Origin of the sequence: Desulfobacter sp. (assembly GCA_028768545.1) — a bacterium.
Lineage (GTDB): Bacteria > Desulfobacterota > Desulfobacteria > Desulfobacterales > Desulfobacteraceae > Desulfobacter.
In genome coordinates, this window is the sequence record CP054838.1 from 299,987 (window position 1) to 324,038 (window position 24,052).

General features: G+C 50.7%; 17 protein-coding genes and 1 pseudogene. 12 read left to right on the top strand and 6 right to left on the bottom strand.

Annotation, left to right across the window (positions count from 1 at the left end):
• The first annotated feature begins 487 nt into the window (after positions 1-487).
• The 5 genes and pseudogenes from HUN05_01390 to HUN05_01410 all read left to right on the top strand — a co-directional run bounded on the left by HUN05_01390 (position 488) and on the right by HUN05_01410 (position 9,345).
• Positions 488-1,072, top strand: a complete 585-nt coding sequence (locus HUN05_01390) for a penicillin acylase family protein (GenBank protein ID WDP83981.1) — start codon at positions 488-490, stop codon at positions 1,070-1,072.
• Between the two features lie 12 nt (positions 1,073-1,084).
• Positions 1,085-2,875, top strand: a complete 1,791-nt coding sequence (locus HUN05_01395; protein ID WDP83982.1) for a penicillin acylase family protein — start codon at positions 1,085-1,087, stop codon at positions 2,873-2,875.
• A gap of 24 nt (positions 2,876-2,899) precedes the next feature.
• Positions 2,900-4,156 (top strand): exonuclease subunit SbcD, encoded by a 1,257-nt coding sequence (gene sbcD / locus HUN05_01400; protein ID WDP83983.1) that lies wholly within the window; start codon positions 2,900-2,902, stop codon positions 4,154-4,156.
• Positions 4,153-7,851, top strand: a complete 3,699-nt coding sequence (locus HUN05_01405; GenBank protein ID WDP83984.1) for an AAA family ATPase — start codon at positions 4,153-4,155, stop codon at positions 7,849-7,851. Before sbcD ends, HUN05_01405 begins: the two co-directional genes overlap by 4 nt.
• A gap of 14 nt (positions 7,852-7,865) precedes the next feature.
• A pseudogene (locus HUN05_01410) lies at positions 7,866-9,345 on the top strand (MFS transporter).
• Between the two features lie 145 nt (positions 9,346-9,490).
• Here HUN05_01410 and HUN05_01415 read toward each other — a convergent pair.
• On the bottom strand, positions 9,491-10,660 hold the full coding sequence (locus tag HUN05_01415) for an IS4 family transposase (protein WDP87873.1): 1,170 nt from the start codon (positions 10,658-10,660) through the stop codon (positions 9,491-9,493).
• A 228-nt stretch (positions 10,661-10,888) separates the two neighbouring features.
• Here HUN05_01415 and HUN05_01420 point away from each other — a divergent pair, with 228 nt between their 5' ends.
• On the top strand, positions 10,889-12,721 hold the full coding sequence (locus HUN05_01420) for a PAS domain S-box protein (protein WDP83985.1): 1,833 nt from the start codon (positions 10,889-10,891) through the stop codon (positions 12,719-12,721).
• A gap of 84 nt (positions 12,722-12,805) precedes the next feature.
• Here HUN05_01420 and HUN05_01425 read toward each other — a convergent pair whose 3' ends face one another.
• The 3 genes from HUN05_01425 to HUN05_01435 form a co-directional block, all read right to left on the bottom strand.
• Positions 12,806-13,102, bottom strand: coding sequence for a methylenetetrahydrofolate reductase C-terminal domain-containing protein (locus tag HUN05_01425; protein ID WDP87874.1), 297 nt, complete (start codon positions 13,100-13,102; stop codon positions 12,806-12,808).
• Between the two features lie 26 nt (positions 13,103-13,128).
• Complete coding sequence (locus tag HUN05_01430) at positions 13,129-14,295, bottom strand: methylenetetrahydrofolate reductase (GenBank protein WDP83986.1); 1,167 nt, start codon at positions 14,293-14,295, stop codon at positions 13,129-13,131.
• A gap of 144 nt (positions 14,296-14,439) precedes the next feature.
• Complete coding sequence (locus HUN05_01435) at positions 14,440-15,798, bottom strand: MATE family efflux transporter (GenBank protein WDP83987.1); 1,359 nt, start codon at positions 15,796-15,798, stop codon at positions 14,440-14,442.
• Positions 15,799-16,019: 221 nt separating this feature from the next.
• Here HUN05_01435 and HUN05_01440 point away from each other — a divergent pair, with 221 nt between their 5' ends.
• The 5 genes from HUN05_01440 to HUN05_01460 all read left to right on the top strand — a co-directional run bounded on the left by HUN05_01440 (position 16,020) and on the right by HUN05_01460 (position 20,194).
• Positions 16,020-16,520 carry a rubrerythrin family protein gene (locus HUN05_01440; GenBank protein ID WDP83988.1) on the top strand — a complete coding sequence of 167 codons (501 nt, stop codon included), beginning with the start codon at positions 16,020-16,022 and terminating at the stop codon, positions 16,518-16,520.
• Between the two features lie 105 nt (positions 16,521-16,625).
• Positions 16,626-17,621: a radical SAM protein gene (locus tag HUN05_01445; protein ID WDP83989.1), complete on the top strand. Its 996-nt coding sequence runs from the start codon at positions 16,626-16,628 to the stop codon at positions 17,619-17,621.
• A 37-nt stretch (positions 17,622-17,658) separates the two neighbouring features.
• Positions 17,659-18,603 (top strand): ABC transporter substrate-binding protein, encoded by a 945-nt coding sequence (locus HUN05_01450; GenBank protein ID WDP83990.1) that lies wholly within the window; start codon positions 17,659-17,661, stop codon positions 18,601-18,603.
• Entirely contained in the window at positions 18,600-19,373 is a 774-nt protein-coding gene (locus HUN05_01455; GenBank protein ID WDP83991.1) for an ABC transporter permease, read from the top strand. The genes HUN05_01450 and HUN05_01455 overlap by 4 nt, the downstream gene beginning before the upstream one ends.
• A 44-nt stretch (positions 19,374-19,417) precedes the next feature.
• On the top strand, positions 19,418-20,194 hold the full coding sequence (locus tag HUN05_01460; protein ID WDP87875.1) for an ABC transporter ATP-binding protein: 777 nt from the start codon (positions 19,418-19,420) through the stop codon (positions 20,192-20,194).
• Here the strand turns inward: HUN05_01460 and HUN05_01465 are convergent.
• The gene (locus tag HUN05_01465; protein ID WDP83992.1) at positions 20,191-21,420 is read right to left on the bottom strand and encodes a hypothetical protein; all 1,230 of its coding nucleotides are present in this window, start codon (positions 21,418-21,420) and stop codon (positions 20,191-20,193) included. The genes HUN05_01460 and HUN05_01465 overlap by 4 nt on opposite strands.
• A gap of 375 nt (positions 21,421-21,795) precedes the next feature.
• Here HUN05_01465 and HUN05_01470 point away from each other — a divergent pair, with 375 nt between their 5' ends.
• Positions 21,796-22,506, top strand: coding sequence for an IS6 family transposase (locus HUN05_01470; protein WDP83993.1), 711 nt, complete (start codon positions 21,796-21,798; stop codon positions 22,504-22,506).
• A gap of 246 nt (positions 22,507-22,752) precedes the next feature.
• Here HUN05_01470 and HUN05_01475 read toward each other — a convergent pair whose 3' ends face one another.
• The gene (locus HUN05_01475) at positions 22,753-23,952 is read right to left on the bottom strand and encodes an ornithine--oxo-acid transaminase (protein ID WDP83994.1); all 1,200 of its coding nucleotides are present in this window, start codon (positions 23,950-23,952) and stop codon (positions 22,753-22,755) included.
• Between the last annotated feature and the right edge of the window lie 100 nt (positions 23,953-24,052).

Sequence of the window (24,052 nt, forward strand, 5' to 3'; positions counted from 1 at the left end):
ATCAGACGAGGGGTCTTTTACCATGTAATAACTTGCGCAGCCCGTGAATAAAAGCATCATAAAAAGTGTCAGAAATAAAACAAATAGTTTATTTTTCATTTTTACCTTCCTTTTTTTAAACGTTATCCGGGGTTGTTTGAAGCGACCATGAATATTAAAATAATTTAAAAGACAGGCGGCGAAAAAGTCAAGTTATTTCATATGGTAATGCAAAAAGAGCGATCGGTCCGAAGGTTGGGCGCCTGGGAACCGGGTTGTTTATTTGCCGTCTGTTAAGATGCCCCCGTCATTGTCATGGTGGAAAAAAAGGATGCCCGGTATGAGATAAGCATGATGAACAGATTTCAGGGGGATCATTTTCAAAAGGTTTGATTCCTCTTGAGTTTCATTATATCGTACCCAGGTATGTTTTTTTGGGGCAGTATTGGGGTTCAATGGCTCGTTTGGGGCTGCACGTTATCAAAATATTTTTAGATTTGGAGGCCGAATGAAACTTCTCAAAGGGATAGTTCTGGTTGTACTTTTGCTCTGCGGTCTGGGATTCGGGGGTTATCATTTCTTTTTTACCCTGGCGGTGCCCTCTTATTCAGGCGAGGAAGAACTCAAGGGGCTGACATCCAAGGTCACGGTGAAAACCGATGAATTCGGGGTGCCCCATATTTTTGCGGACAATGAAAAAGATCTGTTTTTTGCCCAGGGGTATATTACGGCAAGAGAAAGGCTCTTCCAGATGGACATGACTCGGCTTGCCGGCAGGGGGGAGCTTTCTTCGGTGTTCGGCAAAAGGACATTGGAATCAGATAAGTTTTTAAAGACCGTGGGGTTTTTCCGCCAGGCCAAAAAAAGCCTTGCCGCCCTTTCCCCTGAGGGCAGACAGATTTTGCAGGCCTATGCAGACGGGGTGAATGCCTATATTGAAACCTGCGATCATCTGCCCAGGGAGTATGTATTTTTAAGGACCCGGCCCATGGCATGGACACCTGAGGATTCCGTTTCAGGGATACTGCTTATGTCCTACAGCCTGACCCGGTCCAAAAAAGTGGATCTGATCATGAATCTGATCCGGGCCTAGGCCGGGGATGAGGTGCTTGAGGCCATTTTACCCTCTTATCCCGAATTTGCCCCGGTGCTGGTCATGGATGGGGTCAAAAAAAGGGGCGATGAAGCCATGGCCCCGAGGGTGGGGGATGCAGGGAAAAAGGGCATGCCCTGGCAGGGGTTTCCCATGTCCCTGGATATTGCTGCCTCCAACTGGATGATATTTTCGCCTGCGATGACCCGTACGGGCAAGGCCCTGTTTGCAGGCAGCCCGGATCTTTCTCCTACCCTGCCGGGCCTGTTTTATCTGACCCGGTTAAAGGGCGGGACCTTTGACGCCATGGGCGGGGCGCTTCCCGGGGTGCCCGGGATCGGGCCTTTGGGCTTTAACGGATCAATGGCCTGGAGTGCGGTCAACGGCCGGGGGGATGAGCTGGATTATTTTGTGGAAAAGATCAACCCTGAAAATCCCAACCAATATCTGACTGAAACCGGGTATGAGGATTTTAAAATCATAGAGGAAACCCTGAAAATCAAGGGAGAGGACGGGGTAACAGAGGAAGCCTTTGAGGTGAAAATTTCCAGGCACGGCCCCATGATCTCCCATGTTATGGCGCTTGCCCCTGAAAACTGCGCCATGGAATGGGCGGCCCTGGATATTGTGGGGCAGGAGTTTGACGGGCTGCTGGCCATGAACCGGGCCAAAAACTTTGAGGAATTCCGCCAGGCGCTTTTTCAGATCCGTACCATGAATTTGAATCTCGGGTATGCAGATGACCAGGGCAATATCGGGTGGCAGTTTACTGCAGCACCGCCCATCCGGAAAAAAGGGGACGGGTCTCTGCCCGTGCCGGGCTGGACAGGGGAGTATGACTGGACAGGATTTATCCCGGTAGAAGATCTGCCCTGGGACAAGAATCCTGCCCGGGGGTATGTGGCCTCGTTTAACAATGAGCCTGGCAATGCAGACTACCACCTGACCCGGTATTATCTGTTTGAGCGGGCCATACGGTTTGAAAATATCATGAAAGAAAGAAAGGGTGAACCTGTGGATTTTAAGGCGCTCAAGGAGATGCAGCTGGACAAGGTTTCCGTGGTGGCCCAGCGCTGGGTGCCCAAAATCCTTGGGGCCTGCAAAGGGGATCAAGCGCTTGCCCCCTATCTTGAGATGCTGGCCGGCTGGGAATGCGACAATGATATACGTCACCGTGCCCCGACCCTGTTTAATTATTTTTATTTCAGGATGATGAAAAACACCCTCATGGATGAGGTGGGCCAGGAGGGATGGGACAAGGGGCTTGCCAGGGAATATCTTTATTATGTGTCGGATCTGGCCCTGACAAAAATCATGGAAGATGAGAGGCATTCTTTGTTTGACGACAAGGCAACGGTGCAGGAGCGTGAGGGCCGGGACGACATGATCCGCAAGAGTATGAAAGAAACCGCCGATTATATTGTTCAGAACTTTGGCGGACCCGATGGCGACTGGACCTGGGGTCAGGTCCACCAGATGCATTTTAAGCATCCTCTGGGGGAAAAACTCTTTTTTCTCAACCTGGATCCCGTGGCCACAAACGGGTCTCACCACACCATCAACTCGGGATTCTGGACCCCTGTGGAGCCCTTTAGGATGACCTCGGGCAGGGTGATCCGGATGATGGTGGATTTTAATGATATTGATACGGCCACCACCATCTGTCCGCCGGGGCAGTCCGGGCATTTTAAAAGCCCCCATTATGATGATTTGGCCCAGACCTGGGCAGACGGAGACCAGATTCCCATGCATTTTAATCGTAGGGATTTTAAAGCGAGTTTGACCCTGACCCCGGGGCGATAGGACAGGAAAACCATAGAGAACATCATGCGGATTATTCATACCTCAGACTGGCATTTGGGCCAGCATTTTATGGGCAAAACAAGGCAGTCGGAGCACAAGGCCTTTCTGGATTGGCTGGCAGATGAGATCAAGTCACGAAAGGCAGATGGACTGGTGGTGGCCGGAGATATATTTGATACGGGCACCCCGCCCTCCTATGCCAGAACCCTGTACAATGAGTTTATTGTTTCGCTTCAGGCCGCAGGAGGGGTTCAGACCCTTATTCTGGGCGGCAACCATGATGCCCCGGCCACCCTGAACGAGGCCCGTTCCATCCTGGCCTGCCTCAATACCCGGGTGGTCGGCAGTTTGTCCCGGGAACCAAAGGATCATCTCATGGTGCTCAACGATAAAAAGGGCTCTCCCGGCCTCATTGTCTGCGCCCTGCCTTTTTTGCGGCCCGGGGATCTGGTCAAAAGCCTTGGAGGACAGTCTGCCCGGGATAAACAAGATGCCATGGGCCAGGCCATCCAGGCATGTTATGCCCGGGTGTTTGAGGCGGCCCGGGCAGAACAAAAAAGGCTTGGGCCCGGGCCGGGGAATGCGGTTTTGCCCATCATGGCCACAGGCCATCTCACCGTGGTGGGGGGAAAGAGCAGTGAATCGGTCAGAGATATTTATATCGGCTCTTTGGATGCATTTGCCGCCAAAAATTTTCCAGGGGTAGACTACCTGGCCCTGGGCCACCTTCACCGGCCGCAGCAGATCAAAGATCAGGATCATATCCGCTATAGCGGTTCGCCCATTCCCTTAAGCTTTGACGAGGCCTCAATTCCCAAGCAGGTGCTTGAGGTGGTGTTTGACCAGGGCAGGCTCAAACAGATCACCCCGATTCCCCTGCCCTGTTTCAGGTCCTTGATCTCCCTTAAAGGCAGCCTGGAAAAGATAGAAAATGAGATCAAAGCCCTTGGGGCAGGGGAAAAACAGGGGACATTGACATCCTGGCTGGAGGTGGAGGTTTCAACCGATATTTATCTTACCGATCTTCAGGAGCGGATCCAGGCCATGATTGAGGCGGGATTTAAGGATCCGGGACAGATGGAACTGCTCAGGGTAAAACGCAAAAAAGCAGGGCCGGGATCAGCTGATCTGCCCCCCAAAGGAGAGCAGCTCGAAGAATTGACCCCAAAGGAGGTCTTTGCAAGGCGTCTGGCCAAAGAAGAGTTGGGCCCGGACCAGGAAATCATGCTCAATCGTCTGTTTGATGAAATTTTAGATCAGGTCAAAGAAGGGGTAAAATGAAAATCCTCGGGCTGAGATTTAAAAATATCAACTCTTTGAAAGGGGAGTGGGCCATTGATTTCAGAACCCCGGAGTTCAGGGATTACGGGTTTTTTGCCATTACAGGACCCACAGGGGCGGGCAAGACAACCATTTTAGATGCCATCTGTCTGGCCCTGTATCATCAGACCCCCAGGCTGGTGGTCTCCTCGGGTTCCAATGAACTTATGACCCGGCATACCGGGGACTGCCTGGCCGAGGTGGAATTTGAAGTTAAAAACAAGGAATACCGGGCCTTCTGGGCCCAGCGCCGGGCAAATCTTCGTCCGGACGGCAGGCTTCAGCCCTTCCAGGTGGAGCTGGCCCATATGGACGGCACCATCATTGCCAGTCAGATCAAGGAAAAACTCAAACAGGTGATGGCCATTACCGGCCTTGATTTCTCCAGGTTTACCAAATCCATGCTCCTTGCCCAGGGCGGGTTTGCCGCCTTTCTCAATGCAGGGACCAATGACCGGGCCGAGCTGCTTGAAGAGTTGACCGGCACAGAGATTTACTCGGAGATTTCAAAGGCGGTGTTTGAGCGGACCCGGGATGAAAAACAGCCCTTGGAGCTGCTTCAGGCAAAGGCCGGGGTTGTTGAATTATTGAGCCGGGAAGATATTGCTCTGCTTGAAAAAGAAGTCAGATCACTCAAGCACCGGGAAAAAGACATTGGGGCCCAGATGCAGGCGGCCGTTAAAAAAGCCTTGTGGCTGGACCGCAAGTCAGAAATTGAAGCCGAGCTTGCCCGAGCCGGCCGGCAAAAGGCTGAGGCCGCAGAATTCCGCAAGGCCCATGAAACAGATCTGACCCGGCTGACCCGCGCCTTGCCCGCTTTGGACATCCAACCCCTGTTTGACAGGGCCAGGGGGTGTGAGCAGGCAAGGGTCCTTAAAACCCGTGAGCTGGAAGATCTGGGCCTGGAAATAAAGACCTGCAAAACCAGGCGGGTGAGGCTGGAAAAGGAGGTTGCCAGGACCAAATCAGACCTGGACCATGCAAAGCAGGCGCTTAGAACAACCCAGACCCTGATCACGGAAACCATTCTGCCCCTGGACCAGGAGATCAAGGGCCTGGAAAAAGAAAACAATAATCTTGGTACCCAGAGAAAAGAGGTTCTGGGCCGGCTGGCAAAGATTGAACAAGAGAAAAAGGACAAGATTGGGTTGGCCAGGGCTGCTGAAGCCGCAGGGAAAAAAGAGGCAGACTATCTTTTATCCCATGGTTCGCACAAACAATTAGGAGAGATCCTGCCCCTGGTCAAGGCCCTGTTTGAGCGTCGGTTCTTTTTGAAAACCGAAGAAAATCAGCTTGTGGACGCCCAAAAGGCCAATGGTTTCGACCAGGTCCAGGCAGACCAGGTTCTTGCCGACTTGAAGATCAGGGCCGATTCCCTTGAAAAAGAGATCCAAGGTTTGGATGCTGAGATTGCCAGCCTTGCAGACCAGAGGAAAAATCATCTGGCAGGAGATTCTGAACAGGCCCTTGCCAAAGCCGTTTCAGACCTGTCTGAAACGGCGGGGCTGCGCGGGGAAATGGCGGCGCTTGTCCATCAATACCAATCCCTTGAAACAAATCAGGCCAGGATCAGCACCCGGGTCAAGGCCTTTGAAAAAGAGCTTGATCTGCTTGAAAAAGAAGCCGGAGGATGGGATCGGACCCGTACAGATCTTAAATCCCATTTATCAGACCTTGAAACCCTCTGGGTCATGGAAGAGCGGATTGCAGGCCTTGCAAGCCTAAGGGCTCGGCTGGAAAAAGATCAGCCCTGCCCCTTGTGCGGGTCAACCCGTCATCCCGGCATCGAGGCTTACAAAGAGCTGGACCTTTCCATTACCCAGAAACAAAAAAAAGCAAAGCAGGAAGAACTGGCCCTGGCAGAAGCCCGGTGGGAACAGGCCAACCAATCCCTGGCCGGGGTTCGGGCAGGGATTGAGGCCGCCCAAAAAGAGGGCAGGGACACCCGGCGTCTTTTACTCCGGTGTTCAGGGGAGTGGGAACGGGTGACAGCAGCTCTTAAAATTGTGCTGAACCCGGAAAAAGAGGCAGTGACCGAATGGATTTCGGGCCGGGAAGCCCTGATGCTTGAGCTGAAACAGCGGCTGACCCGTCTTGACCATTTGGATAAAAAGACTGCAGAACTTGAGGCAGGGACAGCAGAGGCCAGAAAAAAAGATCAGGGACTTGGCCATGATATGGCCATGGTTCAAAAGGAGAAACAAGGCCTGGTACGATCTGAGGCAGATCTTCTGGCCAGGCAAAAAAAACAGGAATCCCAGATTCGGGAGATGGAATCCCAATTGTCCCGAATATTGGGCAGGATAAATTCTGACTTGCCCGCCTGTGAAGATCAGGCGGCCTGGCTTGAGACCCACACCCAATTGTGGTCAGCATGGCAGGCGGCCGTGACGGCCAAAGATGAGGCCGATCTTGCCCAGGCTGGCATTGACCATGAACTAAGTCTTCTTGAAAAAGAAAAAAATTTAAAGAAAGAGGAAAAAACAAGGCTGGAAGGCCAATTTCAAAAAAGGGAAAAAAGACTGTCCCTGTTAAGGGAAGAGCGCTTTAATTGGTTTGAAGACAAGGATACAATAAAAGAAGGCCACCGCCTTGATCAAGGGGTGGAAAGGGCCCAGATCCTGGCTGCAAAAGCCGTGAAGACCCGGGACAATGCCCTGAATTATCTCAATCAGGTCATGGGGCAAAAAAAGATGGGGGAAAAAAATCTGGTCCAGGCCCTGGCAGAGGAAAAAGAGGCCAGGATGGCCTGGGCAGAAAGTCTCGGGGCCAGCCCCTTTGATCGGGAGGCTGATTTTCTGGCCGCCCTTGTGGACAGGGAAGAATTTGAAAACCTGGAGGCATTAAAGAAGAAAATTATCCGAGCAGAGGACAGGGCCGCTGTTCTGGAACAACAGACCCGTATCGCGCTTGAGGCTCACAATGCAAAGGGGTTGACCCGGCGTACACGAGAAGCGCTGACCCAGACCATAAAAGAGTTTGAACAAGAGATCCAGGCGCTTGTGCTTTTACAGGGAGAGGCTGAACAGAAAATAAAAGCAGACCAGGAGCAGCGTGCGGCCAAGGCTGCCCTGTTTGAACAGATTGACCAGCACCAGGAAATTTATGACAACTGGGTTCGTCTTTCAGGGCTTATCGGGTCAAGCCAGGGGGATAAGTTCAGAAAATTTGCCCAGGGCCTGACCCTGGATCATCTGCTCTGCCTTGCCAATACCCGGCTGGACGCTCTTCAGGGCAGATATCTTTTGCAGCAGAAAACAGATGATACCCTGAGCCTTGAGGTGGTGGACAAATGGCAGGCCGACACCGTCCGGGATACCCGGACCCTGTCCGGGGGGGAAAGTTTTCTGGTCAGCCTCGCCTTGGCCCTTGCCCTCTCTGATCTGGTTTCGAGCAGGACCCGGATTGACTCTTTGTTTCTGGACGAAGGGTTTGGCACCCTGGATCCTGAAACCCTGGATATTGCCCTTTCTGCCCTGGACAGCCTCAATGCCGGGGGCAAGATGATCGGGGTGATCTCCCATGTGGAGGAGATGAAAGAACGGATTGCCACACAAATTGAGGTGAGCCCCAGGGCCGGAATGGGGATCAGCCGTTTACACGACCGGTTTATCAAGCAGACGTTAACATCTTCAACGGTCCGGGGAAAGGGATGATTCCTGACGAGGGGATGGGGACCCGGGACCGGGGGATGATTATTTCCTCCGCCCTGATGGCCCTGTTCTTAGGGGCTTTGGATGCCCTGGTCATGTCTGCGGCCATGCCCACCATTATTGCCGAGCTTGGGGGCCTCTCCCTTTATGCCTGGGTCTACTCCGCCTATTTTCTGGCCCGGGCTGTTTCCCTTCCGGTATTTGGCAAACTCTCCGACCTTTTTCCGGCCAAACAGCTCATGCTGGTATCCATGTTTTTGTTTGTTGCTGCATCTGCCGCTGCCGGGGCATCCCCGTCCATGGGATTTTTAGTGGGGGCCCGGGTGTTCCAGGGGATTGGGGCCGGCGGGATATTTGCCCTGGTCTATCTGGTTCTCTCTGATGTTACCCTGCCGGGCCAGCGGGGTAAAACCTTGTCCCTGGCAAGTTCTGTCTGGGGACTTTCCTCTGTGATCGGCCCCACCCTGGGGGGATTCATTGTGAGTTATTTTTCCTGGCGCTGGATTTTTTTTATCAACCTTCCTTTGGGCCTGGTCTCTTTTTTGGGGATATTTATATTTTTTAAGGAGTTCAGGGAAAAGCCTTGCCACCCCTCGCTTGACTGGGCAGGGATTACTTGTTTTTCAGGGGCGGTGCTAGGCGGGTTGACCCTGGTCATGACCGGGGGACAGCAGATCCCATGGACATCGGCGACCGGACTGGCCCTTGCCGGTGCCACCCTTGTTTTGGCCCTTGGGTTTGTTCTGGCAGAGCAGCGGGCCCGGGATCCGTTCTTGGATTTTCGGTTTTTTAAATACCCGGGATTTGCCCTGGGCAATATCATGGCCTTTGGTGCCAGTTTTTCCATGTTTTCCCTGTTTGCCTATGCCCCCCCTTTTTCTTCAGGTCGCTTTGGGTCAGACACCCATGGTGGTGGGATATGCCATGCTCTGCCTGAGTTTGGGCTGATCAGCGGGAAGCCTGGTGCTGGGCCGGGTGGTTCATGAACGTTCAGCCAAAAATGCCGCAATTGTGGGCAGCCTGCTCATGGTGGCCGGGACCTGTCCCGGTATTTGGTTTACCATGGACACCCGTCTTGGGTATTGCTTTGCCCTGTTCACCGTGACCGGCCTTGGCATGGGCTGCATTATCCTGTCTACCCTGCTCATTGTCCAGGACAGTGTGGGAAAAAAGGATCTGGGCCTTGTCACCTCGTTTCATCAATTTGCCAGAACCCTGGGCGGTACCGTGGGCGTGGGGGTCTGCGGCGGACTGGTCAATTCAAGATTGTTTGCCGCCCTTGACGCCGAGGCAGGAGGGGTGGCCCCTCACATGGTGGAAAAGCTCCAAAAGAGCATGCCCCATCTGTTCCAGCCTGAATTCCAGGCCCAGATGCCAGGGGTTTTTCTTGATTTGCTTCAATCTGCTCTCCTGGAAGGGGTGGGTGCTGTTTTTGCCGTGGTGGCCGGGGTCTCAATCCTGGGAATTGGCCTTGGCTTTTTCCTGCCCGGAAAATAAACCCATCAAGGGGGGCGAAAAATGACCCGTTTAGATTCAAACGCTTAAACCTGCCCCGTGTTTTGGATTTTTAATCAATGGAAAATTTATAGTGCCCGTGATATGCTTCCGCGTTTGATATGTATAATTTATCAGTGATGTCCGGTTAGGTTTTTGCTTGCTCAATAATTTTTTGATCTTTGACAATATTGTCCCTGTTTGAACTATGAGAGCCCTGCTCCTCGCAGCCAAACAGGTCATTTAGAATGGCGGTTCGCAGCTGCCGAACTCTTTTGATCGTGACCTTTTCATTAAACTGTTTTTGGCAATGGATTGCCAGTAACAGGTAAGTGATAAGGCCGCCAAGAATCTGAACCATAAGGCCGTATTCACTGCGGGCAATGAGATGATATACCTTCAGATGTTCTTTCCACCATTTGAAAAAATCCTCAATGGTCCACCGGAGTTTATAAATTGTTGCTATTTGTTCCGCTGTTAAATCATGCCTGTCAGTTGCCACATAGTATTTGACGCCAGCAATTTTATAGCCAACAACCCGAACAGGCCTTTTCGTCTGGTTTTGATTCGGAGTACCAAGTTTAACCAGTGCATCATAAAAAATGTAGCTGTCGGAAGAGGTCTCGTGGTTATCAATAATTGTTCTTGTTGTCCTGGTTTTTATACGGCAGACAAAATGTTTGCCTTGCTCCTGAAGCAGGTCAAATTCTTTATGGGATTGATATCCACGATCCATAACACCTGTTTGCCCCTTGGAAAGTATTTTGGGAACAAAAGTGCGTTCAGCGCCGTTGCCTTCAGTCAAAAAGATTTTGTTTGGGATTCCGTGATTAATGTCAAATCCGCAATGTACTTTGGCTTTTTTACTTCCTTTTCTGTAGTTCGCCCAGTGCATTGAAAGGACTGCATTTATGAGACTACCGTCAATGGAAACCAACTCTCCTAACTCGGCGTGTTCACCCGGATGACACTCAAGAGCCTGTTTATAAAGATCCTCAAAGATAAATTGCAGTTGTTCGAGTCCCCTGTGATTGATGGCTTCACAGAAACTACTACGGCTGATACCACCGTTTGGCGCAATATTTTCTTTAGCAAAAACATTCTCCTTGAGATCCTGAATTAAATGTCGGGCAGACTTGTGCTCCTGAAGATGGAAATAAACTAAAGCATTTATCTGGTCTTCGAATGTCATTTTTAAAGGGCGGTCTCCTCGAGATTGTAATTCCGGTGCTTTTGAAAGTGACTTTATCAGAGGGCACCTGAAATTGTCAAAGTTCAGGGACCGTAGTTGTTTTTTAGGGACTGAGATGTGCGTCATTTGAGCTCCTTGAGTTAAATTTTCAAGGCGCACAAAAATTTTTACGCACATTTGTCAACACAAAACAGACTGTTTTTTCAATGATTTTAGATGCTTTTTATATGCAACAACCTAACCGGACACTACTGATAATTTATAGGACCTTGTATTATTTTCACCTTTAATAAATATTATGAAAAAATTCAGAGCCTGATTATCATCAAAATTCTGGGCCTGGAAAAAGAATCCATGGAGAGCCTGTTATTCTGGCGGATCCACATTCTTTTTTCCATCCTCTTTGTCGGGGTCTTTCTTGGGTTTGTGGCCCTGATCATCGTGATGCCCATGTTTTTGGAAAGACAATTATGGGGGCTTTTGGCTGCCGACACAGGGCTATGGGGACTTGGCCTGGTCCTTTTGGCTGTCCCTGGCATCAGTTTCAGGGTCAGGACAATCCTGTCTCTTTTGGGTGTTTACAGTTTAGCCCTTGTGATCATTATCAATGTGGGGTTGTTGAGCGGCGGTCCTGCCGCCCTTTTTGCCTTTTCCGTATTGTGCGGGGTGTTACTCGGGTATCGGGCAGCCCTCTTGTCCGTGGTCCTGAATGCTGTCACCCTTTGCCTGTTTGCCGCTCTGACCACCCAGGGCAGTCTGGAAACCGTTTCTGCCTTTTTTGATTCCCCTTTTTTGATGGTGACCTCCGGGGCCACCTTTATTTTTTTAAATGCAATGGCTGCACTCTCTGTTTCGGTTCTGCTCAGGGGGGTGGTGCTGAGCAATAAAAAGGAAAAACAGCTGAGCGCCTCGCTTACGGATGAGACCCGAAAGCTTATGGAAACCCGGGATATTCTGGAAAAGGAGATTCAAAAGCACAGACTCACAGAAGAGGCGCTCTACGAAAGTGAACAAAAATATCGGCATCTGTTTAACCTGGCCCCTGCCGGGATGTATGAGATTGATTTTACAAACTTTTGTTTTGTCGAGGTAAATCAGCTTTTGTGTGATTTTTCAGGGTATTCCCGTGAAGAATTTCTGGCCATGAATCCCATGGATTTTTTAAAAGAAGAAGACAAGCTCAAATTTATTTTAAGGTACGAAGAACTAAAAAAGGGCCAAATTGACAATACTGAACAGGAGTATAATATCATTATGCCGGACGGCAGGGAGTTAACCGTGGCGCTGAGCAATGATTATCTCTATACAAACGGGGAATTAAAAGGGGCAAGGGTGGTGGTCCATGACCTTACCCGGCGGAAAAAAATAGAGGAGATGATGGTCCAGTCCGAGAAGATGATGTCCGTGGGCGGGCTTGCCGCGGGCATGGCCCATGAGATCAACAATCCTCTGGCCGGCATCCTTCAAAATGCCCAGGTGATTGAAAATCGTCTGATCCGGGATCTGCCTGCAAACCATTCTGCTGCCTCGGCCCTTGGTACATCCATGGATGTCATCAAAGAATTTATGGAAGAACGGGGGATATTGGACCAGCTTTCACGGATCAGGGAAGCCGGCAACAGGGCGGCCCGGGTCGTTGACAATATGCTCAGTTTTGCAAGAAAGGAAAATGCCTCTAAAAATGGGCATAGCCTGGGCGCATTGATTGATTCAACCATTCACCTGGCAGAAAACGATTATACCCAGGCCTCCAATTACGATTTTCGTCAGATCGATTTGGTAAAGGAATATGCGCCTGATATCCCGGATGTCTGGTGTGAAAGGTCCAAGATCCAGCAGGTGCTCCTTAATATTATAAAAAACGGGTACGATGCCATGTCATCGGCCGGTACAGAACATCCCCAACTCATTTTCCGGCTTAAAGCCCGGACAGGGATGGCTGTATTGGAGATTGTCGACAATGGTCCGGGGATGTCGCCCGGGGTTCAGAAGCGTATTTTTGAACCTTTTTTTACGACCAAAAAAGTGGGTGTGGGCACGGGCTTGGGCCTTTCTGTCTCCTATTTTATCGTTGTGGAAGACCATGAAGGAGAACTCTTTGTTGACTCGGCACCCGGAAAGGGCAGTTGTTTTGTGGTCAAACTTCCCCTGGTCGGCACTGCCATGACGTCTGGTCAAAAAATTTAGCCTGATTTTTTTTTGACCGTTTCAAAAGTACAAATTGTCACCCTTCGGGCGAATCGATTCGTGAATTATGCGGGTTGGATTTTTTTATTTTTGATGGTCCCGGTCCAGGTGAAAATTAACCCAGGAGCTGGTTTTGTTTAGCTCCCAGTTCCGGGGCGGGACATTTTTTTCCATGAATTGTTCCAGCCTGCCGGCCTGGTTGAGACGGTCATAGGCCCTGATCCATATACATTTTTTATCGGGATAGACTTCGCAGAATCCATTCCTGCTGCCCCCGCAGGGGCCGTTTCGGGTATGTTTGGGGCATTGGGATTCAGGGCAGAGAAATCCCGCATGCTGGATGGCGCAGTCCCCGCAGCTCTGGCAGGACAAAAGACTCATCTTTACAGGATTTTCAAGGCAGCATTTCAATATCCAGGTTTTATCCTGATCCTCCAGAAATTGGGCCAGTTTTCTATAGGCAGGCGCCAAGGTATTTTTTTTATCAAAAAATAAGGTGTGGGCGGTATTGAGTATAGATAGGGAAGGTGTTCCAGAACACGGGCTTTGATGCCCGGGCTGTTCCTGGGAGCGCCGTTGGCGGAGGTGGTGTTGTCATAGTAATAATGGGCATTTTTTTGTTTTGCCGAAAATTCACTGAGATATTTGGGCCAGTCATCCTGGATCTCTTCCATCCGGTTGAGGATGGCCCCAATGGTATTAAAATCTTTGTGGACCCCGCCGATGTGAATGCCCCGGTAGCCAAATCCCTTGAGGACCACCCCCAGCCTTGCGGCCCGTTCTATGCCGGCCTTGATGCCTTCTTTGGGGTCTTTCCATTCCAATACCACCTGGTTGTACAGTGCATCTGAAACATAGGCTCCGGGCACCCGGCCCATGTTCATGGCCTTGGCCGCCCTGGGGCTGAGCATGTAAACCGATGCCATCATGGGGATGTGGCTGTGGTTTTCATTGTGAAACCGGATAAGTTCGTTGAACTTGTTGATATCATAGCCCAGCTGGGTAATGACAAAGGTGGCGCCGGCTTGAAGTTTTTTATTCAGTTTTTTGTATTGGGCCAGGCATTCGGCTTCCTGGGTTTTAAAGGGGGAAACCCCGCATCCGGCAAAAAAAGGTTCAGGATCCCCCAGGGCCAGGAGCCGGTCGCTCAATTTTTTGATCATGGCACTCAAGAGTACGGAGTCCAGGTCAAACACGGGTGCGCCCCTGCCGCCGAATCCTTTGCCGCTATAGTCTCCTGTCAGGCATAATATGCTTTTCATGCCCATGCGGGCCAGTTGAAGTGCCCGGCTTTCCATGCCCACCCGGTTCATATCCCGGCAGGTAAAGTGAACGATCACATCCAGGCCGTATTTGAAAATTTCATATCCCAGAACATCCGGAGACAGGGAGGGGTTGCCTCCGGGGTTGTCTGTGATGGATACGGCAGAAATCCTGCCGTCGGCAAAGGCGTCTTTTGCAATGCCCACCAGGGTGTCTGTGGTTCGCCCAAAAGATTCCCGTCCCGGCACCAGCTCAAGGGTGACCACAAAATTTTTAGGATCCATCAACTCTTCACTGAAGATGCGCAGCATGGAAAGTCTCCTTGTCAGGTGCCAAAGCCCTTATCATAGGCTTCCCAAAAAGTGGGTTTAATGGGGTGATTATATATTAATTTATACGTCTGGGCCTTTTTTTTCAAGCAAAGAAATTTTTGAAAAGCTTGTTCCTCGGGTCTATCAAGCCTTGACCAAATTCCTGATCCATTTTTTTGAAAAAAACCGGGGCAGGCCGATTATTAGTTTGAAAAGTTCTTCTGCGGCAATCAGGGCCATGACCCAATAGACGGGAAGGTCCAGGTAAAACGCGGCAAAAAAGGCCATGGGAACCCCAATGCACCAGACCCCTGTGAGGTCCAGTAAAAAACCGAACCTGGTATCTCCTCCGCCCCTGAGCACAGAGACCACATTGGTGAAATTGGTGGTTTTTGCCCAGAGAATGAGGCCTGACACCAGCATGAGATAATGGGCATTTTCATAGGTGCCAGGGGAAATCTTATAGAATCCCAGGATAAAATCCCGGGAAAGAATCATTAAAAGTCCTGCCCCCAGAGCCATGATCAGCTGGGCAATCAAGAGGAATTGCCCATAGGCATAGGCTGTTTTTTTATTTCCGGCACCAATGCTGTTGCCGATCATGATGGATCCGCCGTGGAAAATTCCGAAAAAGGGGATGAACATGAATTCCTCAATGGTGGAAACGATATTCACGGCCGCAATGGATTCCGTACCTATTCTGGCATAGACCAGCTTGTACATGGAAACACCCGTGACCCAGAACAATTCATTGAGAAACACGGGCCAGCAGGTGGCCAATACCCGTCTTAAAAAGAGGATGTCAAAACTGAACATCTCCTTGAATCCTGCGGCCAGAGGATACTTTTTTTTGTAAACAATGGTGATGATGACCAGGCCTTCAAGGATTTTTGCCGTGCAGGTAGCAATGGCCGCCCCTTTGACCCCAAGGGCGGGAAACCCGAAATGACCAAAGATGAGCGCATAGTTCAGAAAAATATTCAGGATCACCGCAACCATGGAGGAGATTATGGGCACCATTGCAAATCCCATACTTCTCAGATTGGACATGAGAGAAAAAATGGTGGCGGACACGGCAAAGGCAATGCCGACAATTTTCAGATACCCTGCCCCCAGAAGAACCACTTGGGGGTCTGTGGAAAATAAAGAGATCAGTTGAGTAGGGAAAAACAAGGCCCCCACAGAGAAAAGCAAAGAGACCGCCACCCCGGCCAGAATGCCCATGCCGGACAATTGCTTGATCCGGCTCAACTCTTTTTTGCCCCAGTACTGGGCCGTGAAAATGGAGACCCCTGAATGGATTCCGTACTGGATCACAATGAACATGAAAACAAATTGATTGGCAATGCCTACGGCGGCAATGGCGGTTTCATTGAGCTGGCCGATCATGAGAATATCAATGGTGCTCATGGAACAGGTCAAAAGGTTCTGCAATGAAATGGGCAGGGCCAGGGTGAGGAGTAATCCTAAAAATGTTTTTTGGTGCTGTCCTGAGGAGATCATTATCTTCTTGGCCCTTTTAAACGGATGGGTATCTTTACAGGGAAAATTGATTCAATGGTCTATACCAGACCCGGGCCTGTTTTTCCACTCAAACAAATATCTTTCTTGACATAAAGCCTGAAAATCCTGGTATAGTTGGTCGTGTCTTTGGAAAATCAAGTTCTTTTTAACTCAACTATAACCTATTATTTTTTTGTATTGTAAAAAGGAGATAAGAAATTATGGGAACCATGGAAAATTTAGCCGCTGCATTTGCAGGTGAAAGCCAGGCCAATCGTAAATATCTTGCCTTTGCCGCCAAGGCTGAAAAAGAAGGCTTTGCCCAGGTGGGTAAATTGTTCAGGGCCGCAGCCGAGGCTGAAACCATTCATGCCCACGCACATCTTTGGGCCATGGGAGGGATTAATTCCACCCTTGAAAATCTTGAAGCCGCGGTTGAAGGCGAGGCCCATGAATTCAAGGAGATGTATCCAAAATTTCTGGCCACGGCCCAAGAAGAGGGCAATAAAAAGGCTGTGGTTTCCTTTAAAAACGCCATGCCCGTGGAAGAGACCCACCATGGACTTTATCTTAAGGCCCTGGATGCGGTAAAAGCAGGCAAAGACCTTGATGAATCCGGTATTCACATCTGTCCTGTCTGCGGGCATACCGTGGATGCGGGTGTGCCTGATACCTGTCCTGTATGCAATGTGCCGGGTAAAAAATTTATTGAAATTTCATAGCCATGGGCCGGGAACAAAAAAGTTTCAGTTCTTTGGGACCTGTTTGATTCCTTAGCCTGCTGTGCAAGCGTTCAAGTTGTGAATTCAAGTCAAGGATAGATTATTATGGGCTGGAAAATAGAGTCAAAAATAGAAGAGATTCTGGATAAATCCATGGATGACGGCATTACCCGGTCTGATGCCCTGGAACTGATCCATCTGGATCTGCATTCAAAGGAAACATACGCCCTCATGGAAACGGCAGACCGGCTCTCCCGTCAGACCTTCGGCAGCAAGGGGGAAAATCATCTTCACATCGGGGTGAACGTTGAGCCCTGCCCCCTTAACTGCCGGTTTTGTTCCCTGACCCGTGAGGCCGGCATATTCACCCAAAAAGTTGAATTTGAGAGAGAGCAGATTCTTGACTGGGCAAGGACGGCTGAAGCAAAAGGGGCAGATGCCCTGAATCTGATGACCACAGGGACCTATTCTTTTAAAAAGCTTCTTGATTTGGGGCGATTGCTTAAAAAAACAGTCTCCACCCCTTTGGTGGCCAATACCCGGGATATCTCCCGTCAGGAGGGGGAAAAACTTTTAGAGGCAGGGTTTGTCGGGGCCTATCATGCCGTCCGTTTGGGCGAGGGCAAAGATACCCCTTTGAAAAGGGAAAAACGGATTCAGACCATTTCCACATTCAAGGATGTGGGCCTTAAATGGATGAACTGCGTTGAACCTGTGGGGCCTGAACACGAAGCTCAGGAGATTGTGGACCTCATGTTTCTGGCAAGGGAGTATGAGGCCACCTACTCCGGGGTGATGCGGCGGGTGAATTTTCCGGGCAGTCCCATGGAAAAGTTCGGGATGATCACAGAGTTTGAAATGGCAAGGCTTGTGGCGGTGAGCCGTCTGGTCATGGGCCGGGTGCCCAGGGCCCATTGTACCCATGAACCCCATACCGCATCCCTGACGGCCGGTGCCAATCTCTTTTTTCCGGAAAAGGGATCCAGCCCCAGAGATTGCAAAGAAGATACGGGAAAGGGCCGGGCCCTGGACATTCCTGAATGCCAAAGATTCTTCTGGGAAACCGGATGGGATCCAAATTTGCCTTCAAATTGTTTTTAACCTGGAACAGGATGCCTAAAAATTAAGGATGTGGGGTATGAAATATCTGTTAAAGGGGTTGATATGTCTGGCAGGAATTTCTCTGGCCGGACCCTCTTTGGCCCTGGCCTTTAATGTCGGGACCTGGAAGACGGCCCAGACCATCCAGCCGTTTTATTATCACCAATTTGCCCCAAACAGGGTTAAGGTGTTTTCCTTTACCAATCCGGCAGACCAGAAAACCGCACTGCTGGCAGGGGACCTGGATATTTGCGGCACCACCCTGGCCCATGCGATTCATTCAGCCGCCTTGGGCCAGCCTGTGGTGGTTGTGGCCGCCCTGTGCAATAAATGCTCGGCCTTTGTGGTTCGCAAGAACGCCGGGATCAAACGGGTGGCGGATTTAAGGGGTAAAAAGATCGGGTATGTGCCCGGCACCATGCACGAGATCTTGCTCAGGGAGAGTCTGGTCCGGAACAATCTTTTACCGGAAAAGGATGTAAGGCTGACCCGGGTGGATTTTTTTGACATGGGCCTGGCCCTGGCCCGAGGAGGCATTGATGCCTTTGTTTCGGGGGAGCCTTTTCCCACCCTGGCCCTGGTCAAAGGGTATGGCCAGATTCTGTCCTACCCCTATTACGGAGACTCCATCGGCAGCATCAATGGAGGGATGCTGGTCAGCCAAAAGACCATTGAAAACCGTCCCGATCTTGTCTTAAAGATGGTCAGGGCCCATGCCAGGGCCACACAATTTTTGAAACAACATCCCGGTATCTGGCTGGAAAAGGCTGAATCTTTCGGCACGCCCATGACGGTTCTTGAAAAAGCCGCCCCCAATATGGAACTTGCCTGGGATATGGACAGGGATTTTATCCGGAAAACCAGGGCCTTGGGCGAGCGGATGCAGGCCCTGGGACTGATCAAAGACCAGCCAGATTACAGCCGGCTCTTTGATTTGAGTTTTGTGAACCAGATCCGAGAAGAAAAAGGCCAGGCTCAATGAAGCGTATTCTGCCCTGGATACTGCCTGGCAGCCTTTTAGGAGTCTGGTTCTTGGCGGGCTTTTTTTCCTGGATACCCGCCTATTTGCTTCCCCGTCCCTGGGAGGTGGCCGAGACCGCCGGAATTTATATTTTCGGCCCTCCAGGCCAGGGTCCCTACAGCGGGCGGTTTTTCATGGATGCTCTGGCCAGCTGCACCCGGGTGGCCCTTGGGTTTGGCCTGGCTGCCGCCTTGGGCCTGCCTTTGGGAATTTTGTCCGGACGGGTGGGCTGGGTGAGGCATTTTTTAGGTTCATGGGTGAACGGGTTAAGGGCGGTCCCCGGAATTACCTGGCTGCCTCTGGCCATGATCTGGTTCGGCATTGGATTAAAAACAACCCTTTTTCTGGTGGCCCTGGCCGGGTTTTTTCCCATTTATCTCAACGCTGCCGCAGGGGCGGCCCAGGTGAATCCGGTACTGCTCCAGGCCGGAGCCATGATGGGGGTGGACCGGGTGAGAGGCACCTTTGCCATTCTTCTCCCGGCGGCCATGCCCATGCTCGTAACCGGCCTGCGCCTGGGCCTGGGTATTTCCTGGGCTTACCTGGTGCTGGGGGAATTGTCCGGGGTGCCTGACGGCCTTGGTGCCGTGATCATGGATGCCAGGATGCTCGGACGGATCGACATGATCGTGGTGGGCATCATCATCATTGCTGTCATGGGCAGGATCAGCGATCTTTTGCTCAAGAAGGGGCTGAAGTTTTGTTTTAAAAGTGCGGCAAGGATGACATGAACGGGAACAAAGAAAAATCAAATGGATTGGCCCAGGACGTTGAAATGCAAGGCCCTGAATATTCCGGCCCTTTGCTGGGCATCAGGCGGCTGTCAAAGTCATTCATGGTGAACGGGTCAAGGGTCGAGGTGCTCAAGGATCTTTCCTTTGAGGCCAGGGAAAAGGAGTTTGTCTGTATTCTCGGCCAGAGCGGTTGCGGCAAATCCACCCTTTTAAAGGTCATGGCCGGATTTATCCCTTTGGATTCAGGCCAGGTCCTTTTCCAGGGTTCCCCCATTACCAAACCAGGGCCTGAACGCTGTGTGGTCTTCCAGGAAGATGCGCTGTTTCCCTGGCTTACCATTGAAGAAAATATTGGATTCGGCCTGGTTAAAAAGACCCGGGGCCAACGGCAAAAACAGGTGGACAAATTTTTAGGCCTGGTCGGTCTTTCCCCGTTTAGAAAGTATTTGCCCAAGGAAATTTCAGGGGGTATGAAACAGCGGGTGGCCCTGGCCAGGGTGCTGGTGCTCAACCCCAGGATTCTTCTCATGGATGAGCCCTTTGCCGCCCTTGATGCCCAGACCCGGGAAAATATGCAGGATCTGCTGCTCGCCCTCTGGCAGACCCTGGGCCATACCATTGTTTTTGTGACCCACGATGTCAGGGAGGCTGTGGCCCTGTCAGACCGGACCATGGTCATGAACCAGGGGCCCGGGGATTTTGCCCGGATTGTGGACATCAACCTGGACCGGCCAAGATTCCAGGAAGATGAGCGCTTCATGGGATATGTGGGTCGTTTAAAACGGCTTGTCTCCTCGGCAGATACGGGCAGGCCTTAGGGCGTTTGTTTTTTTATATTTGTATATCTGAAATCATCTGCATTGATATGGCCCCAGCCGCCGGCATGGTTATCCTTTATACAAATTTTTGCTGTTTTCCCCTTGTATTCACTGACATCCCAGATTTTTCGGGTCATGGTCTCATTGTTCTTCCCCGTGGCAGAGAAAATCGTTTTTCCTTCAACCACAAGAGAGACTGTCTCTTTGTCCGGTACATGGCCTCCTCCGATGAGGAATGAAATTTGATCCCCTTTGATGGTAAAGTCGGCAGAGGTCAGGGTGCCCACAGGGCGGTCTCCTTGACGGCTTCCAGGCCTCTGGTTTTCATTGCCCTGGTATTTTTCAAAGGTGCCGATCCAAAACTTTTTCTGGTGGTGTGAGGGCATTGTTTTCCGGCCCCGGGCGGTGGGGTTGTCTCCCTGGGTGGGTGCAAATTCAAATGCATTGCCCTCAGGGGTCCAATGGGTCAGGTCTCCCATTTCAAAATCAGAGTTGGGAAATAAAAGCAGCGGATCTTCAGCCAGGGCTTTTTTTTCAGGATCCAAGGGGTTGGGCATGGGGGAGGGTTCCGCAGCTGAAGGGGGCGCCAATTCCGTTGATTCAGGGCCGTCTTGAGCAATTGGAGGCCCAGCTATTGGGGATGAGGGTATTGATTCGTTGTTCAGGGGGGCGTTGAACCCGGGGGGACTGCCGGCAGACCATTGCCCGTTTTTGTAGATTAACAGACCATTGCCCGGGTTAAATTCCCATTGGCCGCCGCCGTTATAAACAAGCTGGCAGGAGGTGTCGTTTTTTTCGTATCCGGGAAAGCCAAAGGCTGCCAGCTTGTTTGGATCCTGGACCCTCACATTCACAAAGCTCACAGGTGCCGGGTCATATTGATAATGGGGTACAATTCCCATTTGATCTCCCATATCGTATTGGATGGCGCTGTTCCACATGTATTTTCCCCGGGGGACTTTGGGGATTCTCACCGGATAAATTTTATCTGCCTTTGTGTCCAGAGCGATTAGTTTTTCCATCCTGTCATTGGGCCTGGACATGGCCTGGGTCTGGACCTGGTAACGGCCGGTATTAATCCGTGTGGCGCTGATTCGGTAGGGGCCGCCTTTGAAAGAAAATCCGTATTTTTTAAGCACGGTATTGTCCTGAACCATGCATTGGGCAGTTAGGTTTACCCCCTGGGTTTGAATGGCCAGGGACATACAGCCCAAGTCCTGGCCCATTGGGATTTCGCCTCATCGTCAGTGGATCCGGCTGCCCAGGGGGCAGGTGCCAAAAGTATGAAACCCAAGGTAAGAGCCGTCCAGGTTAAGATCTTCAATCGCCGGTTCATTTTTCCTCCCGGGCTGTTTAGAAGGCCGGGACAGGCCCGGCCGTTTATTTTTTATGGGAGATTTATCCTATCTGCATCCGCATTGGCCGCCCTGCCACCGGCAGGTCATGGCCTTTGCGCAGCATTCCCGGTCCACAACCCATTCACAGGCGCAGGGACCCCCGTCGTTGTTGGGACTCCACCAGTTTTTCGGGTTCTGTTGCAAAAAATTATTAATGTCTGATACAAGTCCGTTTTGGCACTAATTTGTTTGCAGAGAGATAGTATGAAAAATGAAAACCCTTTCAAGTGGCGTCATTATGAAAAAGAAATCATCCTGTTGAATGTTCGCTGGTATCTGAGATATCAACTGAGTTACAGGAATCTGGAAGAGATGATGCAAGAACGGGGCTTGTCTGTGGATCACAGTACCATTTACCGATGGGTTCAGCGCTATGCTCCTGAAATGGAAAAGCGAAGCAGGAAGTATCTGCGGCAATCAAATGATTCTTACCGTATTGATGAAACATATATCAAGGTGCGGGGGAAAATGAAGTATCTTTACCGAGCGGTCGATTCCCGTGGAAATACCATCGATTTTCTTCTTCGCAGCAGACGTAATATGGAATCTGCCAAACGATTTTTTAAAAAGATGCTGCGAGCTTCCAATAGCTCCAGACCTCGGGTTCTGAGTGTTGACGGAAATCCTGCATATCCTCCGGCAGTAAAGGCTTTGAAAGAAAAAAAGCTTCTGAATAAGGACTGTATCCTAAGACAGAATAAATATCTGAACAATATTATTGAGCAAGACCACCGGTTTATCAAAAAGCTTGTCAGAGCTGGTATGGGGTTCAAGACATTTCATTCTGCCTGGCGGACGCTAAAAGGCTATGAAATTATGAACATGATCAGAAAAGGACAAGTTAAAAATATCAGGAAGGGAGAAATTTTAAAGCAGAAAGAATTCGTCGAAAATCTGTTTTCTTATGCTGCGTAAATTTTACGCCTGAACGATCTCTTTGTCCTGGAAATATTTTTTGCAACAGAACCTATGGGCTTTCGCGGTGCCCAGGTAATTATCCAGGAATTAGCCAATATGCTCTGTTAAGGCCAACCTGAAAAATACCGGTAACCCTGTGCATTATCCCTTCATAAGGGCTGAGCCGCCTATCCGGGGGATGGATAAAAAAAAGGAAAAGGGGGGAGACAATCACCCCTTTTCCCTGTGGCTGATTAAAGAGCATCAGGCAAATGCGGTTTTGATTTTATCCACGGCCCAGTCAATATCAGATTTTGTAATGACCAGAGGCGGGGCAAACCGGATGGTATAGGTATGGGTCTCTTTACAGAGGATGCCCATGGTCATCAGTTTTTCGCAGATGGCCCGAGCCCCCCCGGGAGTGCCCTCTTCAAGCTCAATGGCGATCATGAGCCCGATGCCTCTGATCTCTTTGATGGCCGAATGCTCCATGGTCTCAAGCTGTTCTAAAAAATAGGCGCCCATTTCCTGGGCGTTTTCAACCATTTTCTCATCCACCATCACCTTGAGGGCAGCCCGGGCCACGGCACAGGCCAGGGGGTTGCCGCCGAAGGTGGACCCGTGCTGTCCCGGCTGAAGCAGTCCGAGAACCTCATCGTTGGAAAGCACGGCAGATACGGGATAAAACCCGCCTGACAAGGCCTTTCCGATCAGGGTAAGATCCGCCTGAATCCCCTCATGCTCTTCTGCCAGCATTTTACCGGTCCGGCCGAGGCCCGTTTGAATCTCATCTAAGATCATGAGGACATTTTTTTCAGTGCAGATACGGCGGACCGCTTTGAGATATCCTTTGGGCGGGATGATGACGCCTGCCTCTCCCTGGATGGGTTCCACCATAAAGGCTACGGTGTTGGGGGTGATGGCGTCTTCCAGGGCTTTTTCATCCCCAAAGGGAATGGTTTTAAATCCCGGGGTAAAGGGCCCGAAATTTTGACGGGCATTGTCATCGGTGGAAAACCCGATGATGGACAGGGTCCTGCCGTGAAAATTATCATTGCACACCAGAATCTCTGCCTGGTCTTCTTGAACGCCCTTGGATTCATACCCCCATTTTCTGGCACATTTGATCACTGTTTCAACGGCCTCTGCCCCTGAATTCATGGGCAGCATCTTGTGGGAATCGGTAAGCTGGCACAGCTCGTCGTAAAGCAGGGGCAGCTGGTCGTTGCGAAAGGCACGGGAGGTGAGGGTGAGTTTGTCTGCCTGGTCCACCAGGGCCTGCCTGATTTTCGGATGGCAATGTCCCTGGTTGACTGCGGAATAGGCAGAAAGGCAGTCCATGTATTTATTGCCTTCCACATCCCATACCCAGATGCCCTCTCCCTTGGAAAGGACCACGTCCAGGGGTTTATAATTTTTGGCCCCGAACTTGTCCTCAAGATCAATCAATTCTTTTGCTTTCATATTGTATCCTTATGCTTAATTGTTTTTGCCTGATCTTTTCTAGGGCATCCTGTGGAGACATCCCTTGCTTTTATAATAAAACCATATTAATAGGTGTCGT